The following is a 15,898-nucleotide window of genomic DNA, read 5'->3' on the forward strand; positions in this document are numbered from 1 at the left end:
GGCGGTCGTTCATGTTTTTCGCCTGACACAGGAGGCCGGTCATGGACCGCCGTGATTTCCTTGCCGTCGCGGGCGCCAGCCTTGCCATGCCCTCTCTGGTGCGGGCCGATGGGGCGACGGTGCTGCGCTTTGCCGATCTCTATGTCCGGGGGCGTCAACTGACCGATGCCGCCGCCGCGCTGGAGGGGCAGGCGGTCCAGATGACCGGCTATATGGCGCCGCCGCTGAAGCCCGAGATCGATTTCTTCGTGCTGACCCGCCGTCCGATGTCGGTCTGCCCCTTTTGCGAGACCGAGGCCGAATGGCCCATCGACATCGTGCTGGCGTTTTCGGAAAAGCCGGTCGAGGTCGTGCGCTATACCGATCTGATCCGGGTCACCGGCCGGTTCGAGACCGGCTTTGACACCGACGAGGAAACCGGCTTCGTCAGCTTTCTGCGCCTGCGCGACATCAGCTATCGCAGGCTGTGACATGAGCGGAGTTGTCATTCACGATCTGCGCTTCGAGACCGGTCCGGCGGCAAGGCGGCAAAGCATCATCCGGGTCGATGCGCTGTCGCTGGCGCCCGGGCAGATGGTCAGTCTTTCGGGAAATTCGGGGTCGGGCAAATCGACGCTGCTTTATCTGTTGTCGGGGCTTCTGGTGCCGACATCGGGTTCGGTTGTCTGGGGCGGCACCGATCTGACGAAACTGGGCGAGGCCGGTCGCGACCGCTGGCGGCGCGGGAATGCGGGTTTCGTCTTTCAGGGCTTTCACCTGATCGAAGAGCTGTCGCCGCTGGACAACGTGCTGGCGCCGGTCTGGTTCGGTCATCTGCGGACAGCCAAATGGCGAAAGCGGGCGCAGGAATTGCTGGACCGTTTCGGCGTGCCGCAGGATCGGGGCCGCGCCGGGCTGTTGTCGCGGGGCGAACAGCAGCGGGTGGCGCTGGCCCGCGCGCTGATCTTCGATCCGGCGGTGATCTTTGCCGACGAACCAACCGCCAGTCTTGATGCGGAATCGGCGCGCAAGGTCGCGCGGGCCCTGTCCGATCTGGCACGGACGGAAAACCGGCTGGTGATCGCCGCCAGCCATGACGAAGAGATGCACCGTCTGGCCGACCGGCGCATCGCCATCAGCCGTGGCCGCCTGAGCGAAGGGATACCGGCATGAACCCCTTTCCCCTGATCCTTGCCGCGTTTCGCCGCAGCAGGCTGAGCGCCATCGTCTTTATCGCCGTCATCGCGCTGACCGTGACGATGGGCATCGCGATTTCGGCGCAGGAACGCGCGCTGCGCAAGGGCAGTGGCACGGCGGCGGACGGTTTCGACCTGATCGTCGCCGCGCCGGGCAGCCATACGGACACGCTGTTTTCGGTCGTCTATCTGGACCCGGTGGCGGGCGGATTGCTGCAACCCGGCACTCTGGCCGGGCTGATGGCCGAGGACAGGGCGGATTTCGCTGCCCCCGTGGGGTTCGGCGACAGCTTTCGCGGCGATCAGGTGGTGGGCACGACCGCCAATCTGGTCGGCCATCTGAGCGGCGATCTGGCCGAGGGCCGCATGTTTGCCGACCGGTTCGAGGCGGTGGTGGGGGCGCTGTCTCCGTTGCAGACAGGCGCGGTGATCGAGATCGCGCATGGTGACGCGGGCGAGATGGGCGACGCGGATCATGCCGGGGATCACGGGCACGACCATCACGACCATCACGAGGGTCACGCCCATGATGAGCATGACGATCACGCCGATGAGCATCTGCACGATCCGGTCACCGTGGTCGGGCGGATGCAGGCAACCGGCACGCCCTGGGATCACGCCATTGTCGTGCCGATCGAATATACATGGTATTCGCACAACCTGCCGCTGGGGCATGCGCCGGGGGATCAGGACCGGATCGGCCCGCCGTTTTCGCCCGATCATCTGCCGGGGGTGCCGGCGGTGGTGGTCAAGCCGCAGAACTTTGCCGCCGCCTATGAGTTGCGGACACGTTATCGCGACGAGGGCAGCACCGCGTTTTTCCCGGCCGAGGTTCTGGTCGAGCTTTATGCCGTTCTGGGTGACGCGGCGCGGATCATGTCGGCGCTGACGCTGGCGGCGCAACTGCTGGTGGTGGTGGCGATTCTGGCCGGGTTGTTGGCGGTGCTGGACCTGCAACGCCAGCGGTTCGCGGTGTTGCGGGCGCTGGGGGCACCGGGAGGTTTCATCTTTCTGACCGTCTGGCTGTATGTCTGGCTGCTGGTGATGGTCGGCACCGTTCTGGGGCTGCCGCTGGGGATGCTGGCGGCGCAGGTGGTGTCGGGGCTGATCACCGCGCAGACCGGGGTGTCGATGGCGCCCGAGATCCGGCTGGCGGAACTGCGCCTGATCGGCGGGCTGATCGGGCTGAGCCTGCTGCTGGCCGTCGTTCCCGCCGCGCTGATCTATCGCCGTCCGGTGGTCGAGGCGCTGCGGTAAGCCGGTGGACAGAGGCTGTCACCTTGTCTTTTCCACCAGACCTTAACGGCAATCAGAGTTTCGGGCTGGGATGGCCAGAGCAGGGCCGCGAAAAAGACAGGTTCTGGCGCAGATGATCGGCATCGACATCTCAAAGGCGACGCCTGATGTAAATGCCCATCCTGAAGGTGACGATCTCTGCAGCCATGACTTGGCACCGATCTTTCATCTGATCGCGACCGGATCGTTTTGGACGCTGCCAGCGGGCTCTGCACAGAGTGGATGTTTTTTGCGTATCCGACTTGACGGGCGCGCGCGGTCTGCGTAAACCCCGCTCACCCCGGCGGGCGATCGGCCGGGGCAAGGTGAGTGTGCGGTTGTAGCTCAGTTGGTTAGAGTACCGGCCTGTCACGCCGGGGGTCGCGGGTTCGAGCCCCGTCAACCGCGCCACCACCCTTCGCCCGATAAATGCGCGGTTGTAGCTCAGTTGGTTAGAGTACCGGCCTGTCACGCCGGGGGTCGCGGGTTCGAGCCCCGTCAACCGCGCCATTTATCCCTGATTATGCGAACAAGGCATAAAAGCGTACGAACCCGAGGCTTGTCGGGCACTCCCCTGTTCAGAGGAAGCTTTGGGAAGGCGACGGGTGAATGCTTGCGTTGTTTGTCAATGATCTGAATGTCCAGATTGGTTGATGTTCAGGATTCGGGGCTACGAGTTCTCTGATTCTGATGTCCAGACCTTGCAGATGTATTCGCAGGGCGTGAGGGCCAGCCAGGATCCGCCATCGGTGCGAGGACCATGGCTGGCGAGAGTTTTGAGGCGACCGGCAAAGTTACAGGCGGCGATGAAGCGCCATTCCTGCGGGTCCGAACAGAATGATCTGTTGCCGTCGGCGCTCAATCTGTCAGACGAGGCGGTTGTCGTCCGCTGGATCAAGAACCCCTGCTGAACTGCATTTCACCGACGGGACGCCCTTTCCGCATCGTCCATCTGACGGACGCCCGGCTTGAGATGTCGGATTTGGGCGCTGCTGGTCGGCCTCGCAAAGAAGGCCGGGATCGATCTGCGCCAGGGCTACGCGCTGGTCACCTGCTTCGGCAACACCGCCGCGCGGATCCATCCGTTCTGACCGTGCAGACCTGAAAGCGCCCCCGACGCCAGATCAATGGCCAGCCCCCCGGCCTCGGACCGCTATGCACCTTCGATGCGGCTGAAGGCGGCAGCCATCGCATCGGTTCAAAATGCTGGGCGCAGGCGGTGCGCGGCGTCAACCGTTATTGACCACCATCGGCAGACCCGTCCGCATCGTCCCATTCCCAGGGACGTGTCAGCTCGCCCAGTCGCTTGCGCACCTGATCCTCGTCGGCCGTGCCGTCGCGCCCCAGACGGGCGACAAGACCGCGTTTCTTGTCCTCATAGACCTCGGTCACATGGGCGCCGGTGCCTTGCAGCGTGGCGTCATAGACGCGGCGGATCGCCAGTTTGCGCAACTCGGGCTTGAAGATCTTGCCGACGGCGGTCTTGGGCAGTTCGGGCAGGATCTCGATATGTTTCGGGATTGCGGCGCGTTCGTGGATATGGCTGCGGGCATGTTCGGTCAGTTCCTCGACCGTCACCCCGGCGCCCGAGATCAGTTCCACATAGACGCAGGGCAATTCGCCCGCGAAACTGTCGGGCTGGCCGATGGCGCCGGCGAAGCCGACGGCGGGATGGGACAGCATGCCGTCCTCGATCTCGGCCGGGTCGATATTGTGGCCGCCGCGGATGATCAGGTCCTTGGCGCGGCCGGTGATCCACAGATAGCCGTCCGGGTCGATCCGCCCCAGATCGCCGGTGCGCAGATAGCGGTCCTCGGCGAACAGGCGGTGGTTCTTGTCGGCCTCGGTATAGGTGCTGCCGGGAAAGACGCCGGGATTGGCCACGCAGATTTCGCCCACCTCGTCGGTGGCGCATTCATGGACCTTGCCCGCATCGTCATGCCTGAGGATGCGCACATGGGTATAGGGCAGGGGCAGGCCGACCGAGCCGACCTTCTTCACCCCGTCGGGCGGGTTGCAGCTGACCAGACAGGTGGCCTCGGTCAGCCCGTAGCCCTCGGCGATCTCGACCCCGGTGGCCTGTCTGAAGCGGTTGTAAAGCTCGATCGGCAGGGGGGCGGAACCCGAAATCGCCGTGCGCAGCGATGACACATCGGCATCGACGGGCCGCTGCATCAGCGCCGAGATCGCGGTCGGCACGGTAATCAGGAACGTCGCCTGCCAGCGTTCGATCAGCTTCCAGAAATTGTCGAAGACGCCGTCGCCGCGATAGCCTGCGGGCGTCGGCATCACCACCTGCGCGCCGGAATCGATGCAGGACATCAGGATCGGATAGGCCGCGAAGACGTGAAACATCGGCAGCGGGCACATCAGCACATCGGTTTCGTCGAACAGCAGCGAGCCGCCCAGCCAGCCATTATAGATCATGCCGGAATATTTGTGCTGCGCGACCTTGGGCGTGCCGGTGGTGCCGCCGGTGTGGAAATAGGCGGCGACGCGATCCTGCCGGACATCCTCGAAATCCAGCCGGGTGTGGTTCATGGCACTGGTCGCGGCCTCGAAATCCAGCACCTTGGCGTGATGGGCGGTTTTCACCTTTGGCCGGATCAGTGGCACGATATAGTGCTTCAGCCCGCGCAGGTGCCGGTTCAGGTCGATCTCGATGATATGGGTGATGTCTGGGCACATGGCGACGGCCTCGGCCGCCTTCTGCGCCACGTCGGTCTTTGGAAAGGCCTTCAGCGTCACCAGCACCTTGGCGCGGGTCTCGCGCAGGATGCCTGCGATCTGCTGCGGGTCCAGCAGCGGGTTGACCGGGCTGACCACGCCTGCGGTCGCGCCCGCCAGCAGCACGACCGGGGTCTCGATGCTGTTGGGCAGCATATAGGCGACGGTATCGGAAGGACCGACCCCCAGACTGCGGAACAGGTTGGCGGTTTCCGTGACACGTTCCAGAAATTCGCGCCAGTTCAACGTGGTGGCGTGATCGCGCGGACCGGACAGCAACTGAAAGCTGATGGCGGGGCGTTCGGGAAAGCGCGAGGCCGTTCGCGACAGGAATTCATGAATGGTGACCGGCAGGTCGCGATCTTCATAGGCCATTTCGGCTTCGAATCGCCGCAGGTCGTCACTGTTCTCGAATCTTGCCATTGTCTTCTCCCCTCAGGGCATGTCTCCGCCCTGTTCCCTGACCACCAGAATGAGACAAAGGTCGGAAGCGGGGCAAGACCCAAGGGCCCGCCCCGCTTCAGAAACGCCGCGTCAGAGCGGGTTTGCGTCGGGTCAGACGGGGATGCGCAGCACCTGACCGGGATAGATCTTGTCGGGATGAGTCAGCATCGGGCGATTCGCCTCGAAAATGGCCGGATATTTGTTCGCGTCGCCCAGATGTTTCCTGGCGATGGCCGACAGGGTTTCACCCTTGGCGACGGTGTGAAAGACCGGCTCGGCGGGCAGATCGGCATCGACCTTGGCGATGCCTTCGATATTGCCCACCGCAAGGACCAGCTTTTCCATCGTCTCGCGGTCGGCGCCGCGCGATTCGATCCGCACGGTATCGCCGCGCAGGGTCAGGTGCACATCGCCGCCGTCCAGCCCCAGACCGCGCAATTCGGCCTTGAGCGCATCGACCTTGCGCTGCGTATCGCTGGGGGCGGCGGCCGCTTCGGCGGTTTTCAGGGCCTCGGCAGGGGCGGTCGGCGTGGCGGCTTCCGCCTTGCCGAACAGGGATTTTCCCGCGTCCTTCACGAAATCGAGGATTGCCATGATGATGTCCTTTCGGGCTGATCCATGCCTTCACAATGCAGGCTAGAGGATGGCGGTTCCCTTGCACAAGGCGCAAGTTGCACCGCCCGCCCGGGGCAGGGCGATGGCGCCGATCCGCCGCATTTTACACAGCCTTTGGTTGAGCCTGCCGCGCATGGCCACTAGGTTGCCCGCGACCGACAACAAGCCGCAGGATATTGACCCCACGATGACACGCCTTCGAACCCTTGCCGCCCTTGGCTGTGCCCTGCTGGTCACGGCCTGCGCCACCACCACGACAACGACCGATGAAAGCGCGGCACCCGGCACCAGGTTCAGCGACAGCGACATTCAGGCCACCGCGCCCGGAACCGCCCAGTGTATCGCCAGCAGTCAGGCCCAGAACGCCGCCGGGGTGCAGGCGACCAACACGGTCCGGCGCGGGGCGGGGCTGCCGCCGGTCCGTTCCAGCACCGTGCTGGCCGAGGCAGCCGCGCGTCATGCCTGCGACATGGCGCAGCGCGGGCGCATGGCCCATCACGGCAGCGGCAGCAAGGGGCCGTCGGACCGGGTGAAGTCACTGGGCTATCAGCCGATGATCACGGCGGAAAACATCGCCGCTGGCCCCTATGGGCTGGAACGGGTGCTGGCGGAATGGAACGGCTCGTCCGGGCATCGCGCCAATATGCTGATCCCGCAGGTCAGCGAGTTCGGCATCGGTCAGGCAATCGGGCCGGACGGGCGGACGCGGTTCTGGGCGGCGGTCTATGCCGCGCCGCGCGGGCGATAGGGCTCAGGCGGGCGCAATTGCCGCATCGGGCTGATCCGCCGGTTCGGGCCGGGCGGCGGGGGTGCCGTCCATGAACTGCATTCGCGCCAGCCGCGCATACAGCCCGTCCTGTTCGACCAGCTGTTCATGCGTACCCTGCGCGACGATGCGGCCATGTTCGAACACGACGATCCGGTCGGCCTTTTTCACCGTTGCCAGCCGGTGGGCGATGACGATGGTCGTGCGCCCCTCGGCCAGCCGGTTGACGGCGGCCTGCACCAGCGCCTCGGATTCCGCATCCAGCGCGCTGGTCGCCTCGTCCAGCAGCAGCACCGGCGCATCGCGCAAGATGGCGCGGGCGATGGCGATGCGCTGGCGCTGGCCGCCCGACAGCATCACCCCGCGCTCCCCCAGCGGCGTGTCATAGCCCTGCGGCAGCGCCGAGATGAAGTCATGCGCATTCGCGGCGCGGGCGGCGGCCTCGATCTCGGGCGCATGGGCATCGGGGCGGCCAAGGGCGATATTGTCGCGGGCCGAGGTCGCAAAGATCACCGGATCCTGCGGCACCAGCGCGATCTCTTGCCGGAAATCGTCGCGGCGCATGTCGCGCAGGTCGATTCCGTCCAGCGTGATCCGCCCCGCCAGCGGATCCCAGAAGCGCTGGATCAGCTGGATCACCGTGGTCTTGCCCGCGCCCGAAGGGCCGACCAGCGCCACGGTCTCACCCGGCCGGATCAGCAGGTCGACACCTTCCAGCGCCGACACATCTGCGCGGGTCGGGTAATGGAAGGTCACGCCCTCCAGCGCGATATGCCCGCGGGCCGGGCGCGGCAGGGCCACCGGTTGGGCCGGATCGCCGAGGTCGTCGCGGGCGGTCAGCAGTTCGGCCAGCCGTTCGGTCGCACCGGCGGCGCGCTGCAATTCTCCCCACACCTCGGACAGGGAACCCGCCGAACTGGCCACAAGGATGGAATAGATCACGAACTGCACCAGCTGCCCGGCCGACATCACGCCTTGCTGAACGTCGCGCGCGCCCGCCCACAACACACCGATCACGCCGGCGAAGATCAGGAAGATCACGATGGCGGTCATCGTGGCGCGGGTGCGGATGCGGGTCTGGGCGACCTCGAACGACTGGTCGGTCACACCGTCGAACTGCGCGATGCTGCGGATTTCGTGGGTATAGGCCTGCACCGTCTGCGCCGCCAGCAGGCTTTCCGATGCCGTGCCCGACGATGCCGCGATCCAGTCCTGATTGGACCGTGACAGCCGCCGCAGCTTGCGCCCGAAGATGATGATCGGCAGCAGCATGACCGGCACGATCAGCAGCACCAGCCCCATCAGCTTGATCGAGGTGATGGCCAGCATCGCCAGCCCGCCCGCCAGGATCATCATGTTGCGCAGCGCCAGCGACAGGGTCGAGCCGATCACCGACTGGATCAGCGTCGTGTCGGTGGTGATCCGCGACAGGATTTCCCCGGTCATGATCCGCTCGAAAAACGCCGGTGACAGGCGGATCACGCGGGCAAAGACGGCCTTGCGGATATCGGCCACGACGCGTTCGCCCAGCCGGGTCACGAAATAGTAGCGCAGCGCCGTTCCCAGTGCCAGCAGCGCCACGATCAGCAGCGCGGCGGCGAAATATTCGTCCAGCAGCCCGGCGCCATCGTCGAAATTGTCCACCACGCGCCGCGCCGCCAGCGGCAGGATCAGGCTGATCCCCGAGGTCAGCACCAGCGCCAGCAGCGCCAGCGTCAGCTGCCGCCGATAGGGGCGGATAAAGGGCCACAGCGCCCGCAGGGCGCCCACGCGCTTGCTGGAGGCGCGGTCTTCCGTGATCGTGTTGCGGCGTGCCATGGCGTGGTCCCGTTTGCTTGCGGCCTCGGGTTTAGGCGGCGGGACGTGCCGAAACAAGGGCCGCGAGGGCAAAGCGGGACGTTCAGATGGACAGCAGCCCGTCGGACAGCGCCGTCTCCAGCAGATCCAGCGAGGCTGCCAGCCGCTGGTCGATCACATCCAGATACTGTGTCCAGTCCGAGATATGCCCCAGTTCTGCCACCCCGTCCGAGATCCCCCTCAGACCGATCAGCGGGATGCCGAAATGCTGGGCCACGCGCAGATGGGAAAATGTTTCCATATCCACCATGTCCTCGGCAATGCCATCATAGCCTGCCCCGCTGACGATATTGGCGCCGGTGGACAGGCTGGCCCGTTCGATGCCCGGCACGGCGTGGTCCAGCGCGATCCGGGCGGGCAGGTCCAGCAGCGGGGTGCGCCCCTTCTCGAAGCCAAGGGCCGAGGCGTCCATGTCGCGCCAGGCGACGGTGCTGACCTGATAGACTTCCGTCTGCCGCAGCCGCGCCGATCCCGCCGACCCCAGTGAGACGATCAGTCGCGGCCTGTCGGCCATGCCGGCCAGCGCGGCGGTCAGTTGCACCGCGGCCTCGATGGGGCCGATGCCGGTGATCAGCGGATTGATCCTTGCGCGCAGATGCGGGCCGTATTCGGCCTCGGCCGCCATGACGAACAGCACGGGGAGGCGGGCGATCAGGTCGGGTGTGGCATGGGGCATCGGACGCTCTGGCTATGGGCGGGTCAGAACTGACATGCGGCGGGCGGGCGGACAACCCCTCTTGCGGTCGGATCGGGGCCTGTGGCAGGTGGCAATCATGGGCAAGGTTTCCGAACTTTATCACCAGTATGTCGCGCAGGGGCGGATCGGGGCCGATGCCGCCCAGCAGGCCATCCTGCCGCAGCTGGACCGTGTCATCGCCGAACTGGCCGCGCTGCCGCCGCCCGCGAAGCCGCGTTCCGGCTGGCGCGGGCTGTTCGGCGGCGGGCAGGCTGGGCCGGTGACGGGCGCGCGCGGGCTGTACCTGTGGGGCGGGGTCGGGCGCGGCAAGTCGATGCTGATGGACCTGCTGGCCGCCTGTTCGCCGGTGCCGACGCGCCGGGTGCATTTCCACGAATTCATGCAGGAAATCCAGATGCGGCTGGAAGCCGCGCGCAAGCGGGGCGATCAGGACATCGTCCGCCCCGTCGCGCTGGAGGTGGCCGCGCAGGTCCGTCTGCTGTGCTTTGACGAGATGCAGATCACCGATATCGCCGATGCGATGATCGTGGGACGGCTGTTTCAGGTCCTGTTCGAGCAGGGGGTGACGGTGGTCACCACCTCGAACCGGGCGCCTGAAGATCTGTACAAGAACGGGCTGAACCGGCAGCTTTTCCTGCCCTTCATCGCGCTGATCGGCGAAAGGCTGGAGGTGGTCTGTCTGGACAGTGCCACCGATCACCGTCAGGGCCGCGATCCGGGCGGGCAGGTCTGGTTCGTGCCCGCCGATGCCGTGGCTCATGCCGCGCTGGACGCGATCTGGAACGACCTGACCGGTGGCGCGCTGCCCGAGCGGGGGGAAATCCGCATGAACAGCCGCAGCTTTGCGCTGGATGCGCTGTCGGGGCGCGTCGGGCGGGCAGAATTCTGGGCATTATGCGGCCAGCCCCTGGGGGCCGCGGATTATCTGGAACTGGCGCGGCGGGTCGATGCGCTGCTGATGGATGGGGTGCCGCGGCTGGGCATGTCGAATTACAACGAGGCCAAACGCTTCGTGACGCTGATCGATGCGCTTTACGAGGCCCGGGTCCGGCTGTTCGCCAGCGCCGCCGATGAGCCCGAGCAACTGTATAACGAGGGCGAGGGCAGCTTTGAATTCGAGCGCACGGCCAGCCGGCTGCGCGAGATGCAGGATGCGGCCTGGGGAAACAAGGGCTAGGGCGCTTGGGTCGGTGTCCCCTCCGGGGGGGATATTTGTACACCAAAGATGGGGCTGGCGGGTCAGCCGTTGTCGCGCAGCACCCGGCCTGCCAGATAGAGAGAGCCGCAAATCAGGATGCGGGCATGGGGGTCGGCGGTGGCGATGCGGGTGATGGCCTCGGCGGCATTGGCGGCGGTGCTGGCGGGGATGCCTGCGGTCCGGGCGGCGGTGGCGGTATCGGTGGCGGGCAGGGTGTTCGGCTCTTCGGGGATGTCGATGGCGATCAGGCTGGCGACCTGCGGGGCCAGCGGGCGCATATAGCCGGTGATGTCCTTGGTGTTCAGCATGCCGCAGACGAGGTGGGTCTGGCGCGGCGGCAGGGTGGCGAGGGTTTGCGCCACGGCCTCGGCCCCGGCGGGATTGTGGCCGCCATCCAGCCAGAGTTCGGCTTGCGGGCCTGCCGCGCGGATCAGCGGGCCGTGGCCGAGGCGCTGCATCCGGGCGGGCCATTCGGCGCGGGTGACGGCGGCGACGGCCTGCGCATCGGTGGCGCCAAGCTGGCGCAGGGCGGCCAGTGCCGTTCCGGCGTTCTGGATCTGGTGGGCGCCGATCAGCTTTGGCAGCGGCAGGTCCCAGAGCCCGTGATCGTCCTGATAGATCATCCCGTCGCGGTCGGGTGCGGCCATCCAGTGCTGGCCGTGAACGAGGAGCGGCGCAGTCAGGCCCGAGGCGCGGGTCTCGATCACCTGCAGGGCCGCATCGGGCTGCGGGCCGACGATGCAGGGGACGCGGGGCTTGATGATGCCGGCCTTTTCCGCCGCAATTTCGGGCAGGGTTTCGCCCAGATACTGGGTGTGGTCGATGCTGACCGGGGTGATGACCGTCAGCCGCGGCCGGTCGATGACATTGGTCGCATCCAGCCTGCCGCCGAGGCCGACTTCCAGCAGGGTATAATCCGCCGGGCTGCGCGAGAAGGCCAGCAGGGCGGCCGCCGTGGTGATCTCGAAGAAGGTGATCGGCTGGCCTTTATTGGCGGTTTCGCATTCCTGAAGCAACGCGGCCAGATCAGGTTCGGCGATCAGGTCGCCCGCCAGCCGGATGCGTTCGTGGAACCGCGCCAGATGCGGCGAGGTATAGGCATGGACGCGGGCGCCCCCGGCCTCCAGTCCCGCGCGGATCATCGCCTGTGTGCTGCCCTTGCCGTTGGTGCCCGCGATATGGATCACTGGCGGCAGGTTGCGTTCGGGATGGCCAAGTGCGGCCAGCAGGCGGTGCATCCGGTCCAGTGACAGGTCGATGATCTTCGGATGCAGCGCCATAAGGCGGTCGAGGATGGCGTCGGAATGGCTCATCTGGGGCACTTGTGTTGAAGGAGGGGCGACCGGGGGCTTGTCCCCCGAGCGATGGCGGACCCCTCGATGGGGTCCGTCGGCGCTGCCCCCTGATCCCGGGGCGGTCAGTCGGGTTTTTGCGACGCGGCTTCGGCGGGTTGGGGCTGTTCGGCGGCCTGCTGAGGGGCGGGCAGTTCGCCCGCGACGGGTGCCGGTTGCAGCGTCAGCATCCGCAGGATCGAGACCAGTTCATCGCGCAGTTTCGTGCGATGCGTCACCCGGTCCAGCATCCCGTGCTCCAGCAGGTATTCGGCGCGCTGGAAGCCCTCGGGCAGTTTTTCGCGGATGGTCTGTTCGATCACGCGCGGCCCGGCAAAGCAGATCAGCGCGTTGGGTTCGGCGATATGGATGTCGCCCAGCATCGCATAGGATGCGGTGACGCCGCCCGTCGTCGGATGGGTCAGCACGACAATATAGGGCAGGCCTGCCTCGCGCAGCATCTCGACCGCGACAGTCGAACGCGGCATCTGCATCAGCGACAGGATGCCTTCCTGCATACGCGCGCCGCCCGCGGCGGAAAACAGCACCAGCGGGCGTTTCGTTTTCACAGCGCGTTCAGCCGCCGCGACGATGGCATTGCCGACATACATCCCCATCGAGCCCGCCATGAAGCTGAAATCCTGCGCGGCAGCGATGATGGGGGTGCGGCCCATTTCGCCCTCGGCGACCAGCATCGCCTCTTTCTCGCCGGTGGATTTCTGTGCCGCCCTCATCCGGTCGGGATATTTCTTCTGGTCGCGGAACTGCAACGGATCGGTCAGCGGTTCGGGCACCTTCACCTCGACGAAGGCGCCGCCGTCGAACAGTGCGGCAAAGCGTTCGCGCGGGCTGATCGCCAGATGGTGATCACAGCTTGTGCAGACATTGAGGTTGTCGGCAAGCTCGCGGTGAAACAGCATGGTTCCGCATTCGGGGCATTTGGTCCACAGATTCTCGGGCACTTCACGGCGCGAGAACAACGAATTGATGCGCGGGCGGACGTAGTTGGTGATCCAGTTCATTCGCGGGCGGCCTTTGGCTGTGACAGCCCCCCAGATATGCCGGACGGGGGGGAATTGCAATTGTGGCCCCGCGCGCGGATGATGCGTGGATGTGGGCAACCTTCGTCGTCGTCAGTCATGCAGTCGCCGCCCTGGCGGTCATCGTCCGGGTGCTTTTGCGCCCAAGGATGGAGCCTGCCGTCCGGCTGGCATGGATCATGGTCATCGAGGCGGTCCCGCTGGTCGGCATCATCGCCTATTTCCTGTTCGGCGAGGTTCGGATGAACCAGGCCGAGGTGCAGCGCATGGCCGATGTGCGCGACCGGCTGACCGGATTGCGGGTCACCAGCCCGGATGTGGTGACGGACCCGCCCGACCGGCTCAGCCGGGTCATTGCCACCAACCATGCCGTTGGCGGCATGACCGCCCTGCGCGGCAACCGGATCGCGCTTCTGGACGAAAGCGACGAGGCCATCGACCAGATGATCGACGTGATCGACGGTGCGCGCGATCATGTCCATGTCCTGTTCTATATCTGGCTGCCGGATGACAGCGGTACCAAGGTTGCCGATGCCATCATGCGCGCCGCCCATCGCGGCGTGACCTGCCGGGTCATCGTCGATGCGCTGGGGTCGCGGCTGCTGGTGCGCTCGCATCTGTGGGGGCAGATGCAGGAGGCAGGGGCGGAATGCGTCACCGCCTTTCCGCTGGGGCTGCCCTTCGTCAGCGCGCTGTTCAGGCGGCTGGATCTGCGCAATCACCGCAAGGTGCTGGTCGCGGACAACCGGCTGGCCGTCACCGGCAGCCGCAACTGCGCCGATACCGCATTCGAGATCAAGGCGCGTTACGCCCCCTGGATCGACATGATGGTCCGGGTCGAGGGGCCTGCGGTGCGGCAGTTGCAGGCGGTGTTTCTGGCCGACTGGATGGCCTATACCGGGCGTGATCTGGGCCATATGCTGGTGCCGGTTCCGGCGGCGGACACGCCCGGCGCGACGGTTCAGGTTCTGGCGACGGGTCCCGACCGGCGCGTGGGTTCGGTATCCGACAGCATGGTGGCAATGCTGCATGCGGCGCGCGACTGCGTGACCATTACCACGCCCTATTATGTGCCCGACAACCCGCTGGATGCCGCGATCCGGGCTGCCGCGCGTCGCGGGGTGCGGGTGACGATGATCCTGCCCGAGCATAACGATTCGATCGTCGTCGGCGCGACCAGTCAGGGCTTCTATCACGGCTTGCTGAGTGCGGGCGTCGATCTGATGCTGTTCCAGCCGGGGCTGCTGCATTCCAAGATCATGACCATCGACGGCGATATCGCCATGATCGGCAGCGCCAATCTGGACCGCCGCAGCTTCGAGTTGAACTATGAGGTGAACATGGCCGTCTTCGACCCCGCGCTGATCGCGGAACTGGATGCGCGTCAGGCCAGCTATGTCCGCCGTTCGCGCAGGATCACACTGGACGAGGTGCGTGGCTGGAGCCTGCTGCGCCGCCTGCGCAACAATCTGATGGCGCTGGCCTCGCCATTGCTGTGACAAAGGAGGATGTGATGACCGGAAACGATCTTGCCAGTCAGGACTGCGAACCCTGCAAGGGCGGCGCGCTGCCGATGCCGCAGGATCAGGCGCGGCAGATGATGGCGCAGCTGCATGATTGGGACCTGAGCGATGACGCCACCACGATCCGGCGCCGCTTCGCGTTCAAGGGCTTTGCCAAGGCCGTCGAGATGGCCAATCTGGCCGCATGGCTGGGCAACAAGCAGGGCCATCACCCCGATATCGCCTTCGGCTGGGGCTATTGCGAGGTCAGCTTTACCACGCATGACGCCGGGGGGCTGACACGAAACGATTTCATTTGTGCGGCAAGACTGGATGCGCTTGTCGCCTGAGGGTTGTTCGGGACCTTGACCCGGTCTATCCCCGACGGGGTTGCGGATTGCCGGCCCGGATGGGAAACCTCGCGCGTGGCAGGCGTGGCCGGGCGGCGGTTTCACGACCGGGAATGGACGAAGAGGAAGGGTGGCATGGCGGTAAACCCCTCAAGCTGGCTGGGCAGGCGGATCAGGCATCGCGCGGCCGAGCAGTGGCATCTTCTGGCGCAGCGCATCCAGCAGGGCGACCGGCGCAGCGCCCGGCGGCTGCGCGACGAGGCGCAGGCATTGCGTCAGGATCTGAACCTGTTTTTGCAGGGCAGCGACGCGCAAACCAATGCGGCCGGGACTTCGGTGCAGGCGTTGCAGATGCCGCCCGGCACCGACTGGCGCTGGCGGCCGCTGATCTTTCAGGGGGCGATGCAGGATTCCTCGATGACCGCGCCCGACAACGGCCAGCGGCTGGGCGAAGAGGTGGCGCTGTGGCACGACTGCGCCAACCGCTCGCTGATCCTGCGCCAGAAGATCAACCGCCGCGCCACCGATCTGGCCCCCTATGGTCTGCGGCTGGAGGTGATGGGCTTCAGCGGCAGCTATCTGTCGCTGTCGCTGGACCTGCCCGAACCGGCGCGCGAGGGGCTGGACGGGCACCACATCCTGCGCCTTGCCGCGACGCTGCGGGCGGAACGTCCGATCACCGTCTATGGCCGGTTGAATCTGGCGCAGGGGCCGAATTCCGAAACCATCCTGCGGCAACTGGGCGATCCGGTCGGCGGCCAGCGCGATGAACGGGTGGTCGAGTTCGATCTGGGCTATGCCGAGCTGAGCGACCGCCCGGTGGACAAGCTGTGGCTGGACCTGATCTTCGAATCGCCGCGCATGAATGCAGTGACGCTGTCCGATATGGTCATGTCCCGCCATGCCCGCGCCAGTATCTGA

At 66.0% G+C, this 15,898-nt stretch carries 15 protein-coding genes and 2 tRNA genes; 11 read left to right on the forward strand and 6 right to left on the reverse strand.

Annotated elements, in window-relative coordinates; translation table 11 throughout:
- Positions 1–41: 41 nt before the first annotated feature.
- From JHW40_RS05020 to JHW40_RS05045, 6 genes are all read left to right on the forward strand, one after another.
- Positions 42–470 carry a hypothetical protein gene (locus tag JHW40_RS05020; RefSeq protein WP_090611525.1) on the forward strand — a complete coding sequence of 143 codons (429 nt, stop codon included), beginning with the start codon at positions 42–44 and terminating at the stop codon, positions 468–470.
- A gap of 1 nt (position 471) precedes the next feature.
- Positions 472–1,152 carry an ABC transporter ATP-binding protein gene (locus JHW40_RS05025; protein WP_090611524.1) on the forward strand — a complete coding sequence of 227 codons (681 nt, stop codon included), beginning with the start codon at positions 472–474 and terminating at the stop codon, positions 1,150–1,152.
- Entirely contained in the window at positions 1,149–2,432 is a 1,284-nt protein-coding gene (locus tag JHW40_RS05030) for an FtsX-like permease family protein (RefSeq protein WP_090611522.1), read from the forward strand. The genes JHW40_RS05025 and JHW40_RS05030 overlap by 4 nt, the downstream gene beginning before the upstream one ends.
- A gap of 352 nt (positions 2,433–2,784) precedes the next feature.
- Positions 2,785–2,861 (forward strand) — tRNA-Asp (locus JHW40_RS05035).
- A 22-nt stretch (positions 2,862–2,883) separates the two neighbouring features.
- Positions 2,884–2,960: transfer RNA gene (locus JHW40_RS05040), tRNA-Asp, on the forward strand.
- A gap of 458 nt (positions 2,961–3,418) precedes the next feature.
- Positions 3,419–3,541 carry a hypothetical protein gene (locus tag JHW40_RS05045; protein ID WP_272849072.1) on the forward strand — a complete coding sequence of 41 codons (123 nt, stop codon included), beginning with the start codon at positions 3,419–3,421 and terminating at the stop codon, positions 3,539–3,541.
- Between the two features lie 145 nt (positions 3,542–3,686).
- On the opposite strand, the gene JHW40_RS05050 is transcribed toward JHW40_RS05045, so the two are convergent.
- Together JHW40_RS05050 and lysM are read right to left on the reverse strand one after the other, a co-directional pair.
- On the reverse strand, positions 3,687–5,600 hold the full coding sequence (locus JHW40_RS05050; protein WP_090611520.1) for an acyl-CoA synthetase: 1,914 nt from the start codon (positions 5,598–5,600) through the stop codon (positions 3,687–3,689).
- Positions 5,601–5,732: 132 nt separating this feature from the next.
- Complete coding sequence (gene lysM / locus JHW40_RS05055) at positions 5,733–6,215, reverse strand: peptidoglycan-binding protein LysM (protein ID WP_090611519.1); 483 nt, start codon at positions 6,213–6,215, stop codon at positions 5,733–5,735.
- Between the two features lie 208 nt (positions 6,216–6,423).
- On the opposite strand from lysM, the gene JHW40_RS05060 reads away from it, so the two are divergent.
- Positions 6,424–6,984, forward strand: coding sequence for a CAP domain-containing protein (locus JHW40_RS05060; RefSeq protein ID WP_090611623.1), 561 nt, complete (start codon positions 6,424–6,426; stop codon positions 6,982–6,984).
- A gap of 3 nt (positions 6,985–6,987) precedes the next feature.
- On the opposite strand, the gene JHW40_RS05065 is transcribed toward JHW40_RS05060, so the two are convergent.
- Together JHW40_RS05065 and JHW40_RS05070 are read right to left on the reverse strand one after the other, a co-directional pair.
- On the reverse strand, positions 6,988–8,820 hold the full coding sequence (locus JHW40_RS05065) for an ABC transporter transmembrane domain-containing protein (RefSeq protein ID WP_090611517.1): 1,833 nt from the start codon (positions 8,818–8,820) through the stop codon (positions 6,988–6,990).
- Between the two features lie 82 nt (positions 8,821–8,902).
- Positions 8,903–9,535: a 5'-methylthioadenosine/S-adenosylhomocysteine nucleosidase gene (locus tag JHW40_RS05070; RefSeq protein WP_090611515.1), complete on the reverse strand. Its 633-nt coding sequence runs from the start codon at positions 9,533–9,535 to the stop codon at positions 8,903–8,905.
- A gap of 97 nt (positions 9,536–9,632) precedes the next feature.
- Between JHW40_RS05070 and zapE the strand changes: the two genes are divergently transcribed.
- Positions 9,633–10,733 (forward strand): cell division protein ZapE, encoded by a 1,101-nt coding sequence (zapE, locus tag JHW40_RS05075; protein ID WP_090611621.1) that lies wholly within the window; start codon positions 9,633–9,635, stop codon positions 10,731–10,733.
- A gap of 62 nt (positions 10,734–10,795) precedes the next feature.
- On the opposite strand, the gene JHW40_RS05080 is transcribed toward zapE, so the two are convergent.
- Positions 10,796–12,067, reverse strand: coding sequence for a bifunctional folylpolyglutamate synthase/dihydrofolate synthase (locus tag JHW40_RS05080; protein WP_090611513.1), 1,272 nt, complete (start codon positions 12,065–12,067; stop codon positions 10,796–10,798).
- 104 nt (positions 12,068–12,171) lie between these two features.
- Positions 12,172–13,107 (reverse strand): acetyl-CoA carboxylase, carboxyltransferase subunit beta, encoded by a 936-nt coding sequence (accD, locus tag JHW40_RS05085; RefSeq protein WP_090611512.1) that lies wholly within the window; start codon positions 13,105–13,107, stop codon positions 12,172–12,174.
- Positions 13,108–13,196: 89 nt separating this feature from the next.
- On the opposite strand from accD, the gene cls reads away from it, so the two are divergent.
- The 3 genes from cls to JHW40_RS05100 all read left to right on the forward strand — a co-directional run bounded on the left by cls (position 13,197) and on the right by JHW40_RS05100 (position 15,898).
- Positions 13,197–14,624, forward strand: a complete 1,428-nt coding sequence (gene cls / locus JHW40_RS05090; protein ID WP_090611510.1) for a cardiolipin synthase — start codon at positions 13,197–13,199, stop codon at positions 14,622–14,624.
- Between the two features lie 14 nt (positions 14,625–14,638).
- Positions 14,639–14,977 carry a 4a-hydroxytetrahydrobiopterin dehydratase gene (locus JHW40_RS05095; RefSeq protein ID WP_090611509.1) on the forward strand — a complete coding sequence of 113 codons (339 nt, stop codon included), beginning with the start codon at positions 14,639–14,641 and terminating at the stop codon, positions 14,975–14,977.
- A gap of 135 nt (positions 14,978–15,112) precedes the next feature.
- Positions 15,113–15,898, forward strand: a complete 786-nt coding sequence (locus JHW40_RS05100; RefSeq protein ID WP_090611507.1) for a DUF6478 family protein — start codon at positions 15,113–15,115, stop codon at positions 15,896–15,898.

Origin of the sequence: Paracoccus alcaliphilus, from assembly GCF_028553725.1 — a bacterium.
In the GTDB taxonomy this organism is placed as follows: Bacteria; Pseudomonadota; Alphaproteobacteria; order Rhodobacterales; family Rhodobacteraceae; genus Paracoccus; species Paracoccus alcaliphilus.

Excerpts from the sequence above, each read along its gene's own strand:
- JHW40_RS05020 (WP_090611525.1), top strand. The coding sequence starts at position 42 with ATGGACCGCCGTGATTTCCTTGCCGTCGCGGGCGCCAGCCTTGCCATG.
- JHW40_RS05025 (WP_090611524.1), top strand. The coding sequence starts at position 472 with ATGAGCGGAGTTGTCATTCACGATCTGCGCTTCGAGACCGGTCCGGCG.
- JHW40_RS05030 (WP_090611522.1), top strand. The coding sequence starts at position 1,149 with ATGAACCCCTTTCCCCTGATCCTTGCCGCGTTTCGCCGCAGCAGGCTG.
- JHW40_RS05050 (WP_090611520.1), bottom strand. The coding sequence starts at position 5,600 with ATGGCAAGATTCGAGAACAGTGACGACCTGCGGCGATTCGAAGCCGAA.
- lysM (WP_090611519.1), bottom strand. The coding sequence starts at position 6,215 with ATGGCAATCCTCGATTTCGTGAAGGACGCGGGAAAATCCCTGTTCGGC.
- JHW40_RS05060 (WP_090611623.1), top strand. The coding sequence starts at position 6,424 with ATGACACGCCTTCGAACCCTTGCCGCCCTTGGCTGTGCCCTGCTGGTC.
- JHW40_RS05065 (WP_090611517.1), bottom strand. The coding sequence starts at position 8,820 with ATGGCACGCCGCAACACGATCACGGAAGACCGCGCCTCCAGCAAGCGC.
- JHW40_RS05070 (WP_090611515.1), bottom strand. The coding sequence starts at position 9,535 with ATGCCCCATGCCACACCCGACCTGATCGCCCGCCTCCCCGTGCTGTTC.
- zapE (WP_090611621.1), top strand. The coding sequence starts at position 9,633 with ATGGGCAAGGTTTCCGAACTTTATCACCAGTATGTCGCGCAGGGGCGG.
- JHW40_RS05080 (WP_090611513.1), bottom strand. The coding sequence starts at position 12,067 with ATGAGCCATTCCGACGCCATCCTCGACCGCCTTATGGCGCTGCATCCG.
- accD (WP_090611512.1), bottom strand. The coding sequence starts at position 13,107 with ATGAACTGGATCACCAACTACGTCCGCCCGCGCATCAATTCGTTGTTC.
- cls (WP_090611510.1), top strand. The coding sequence starts at position 13,197 with ATGTGGGCAACCTTCGTCGTCGTCAGTCATGCAGTCGCCGCCCTGGCG.
- JHW40_RS05095 (WP_090611509.1), top strand. The coding sequence starts at position 14,639 with ATGACCGGAAACGATCTTGCCAGTCAGGACTGCGAACCCTGCAAGGGC.
- JHW40_RS05100 (WP_090611507.1), top strand. The coding sequence starts at position 15,113 with ATGGCGGTAAACCCCTCAAGCTGGCTGGGCAGGCGGATCAGGCATCGC.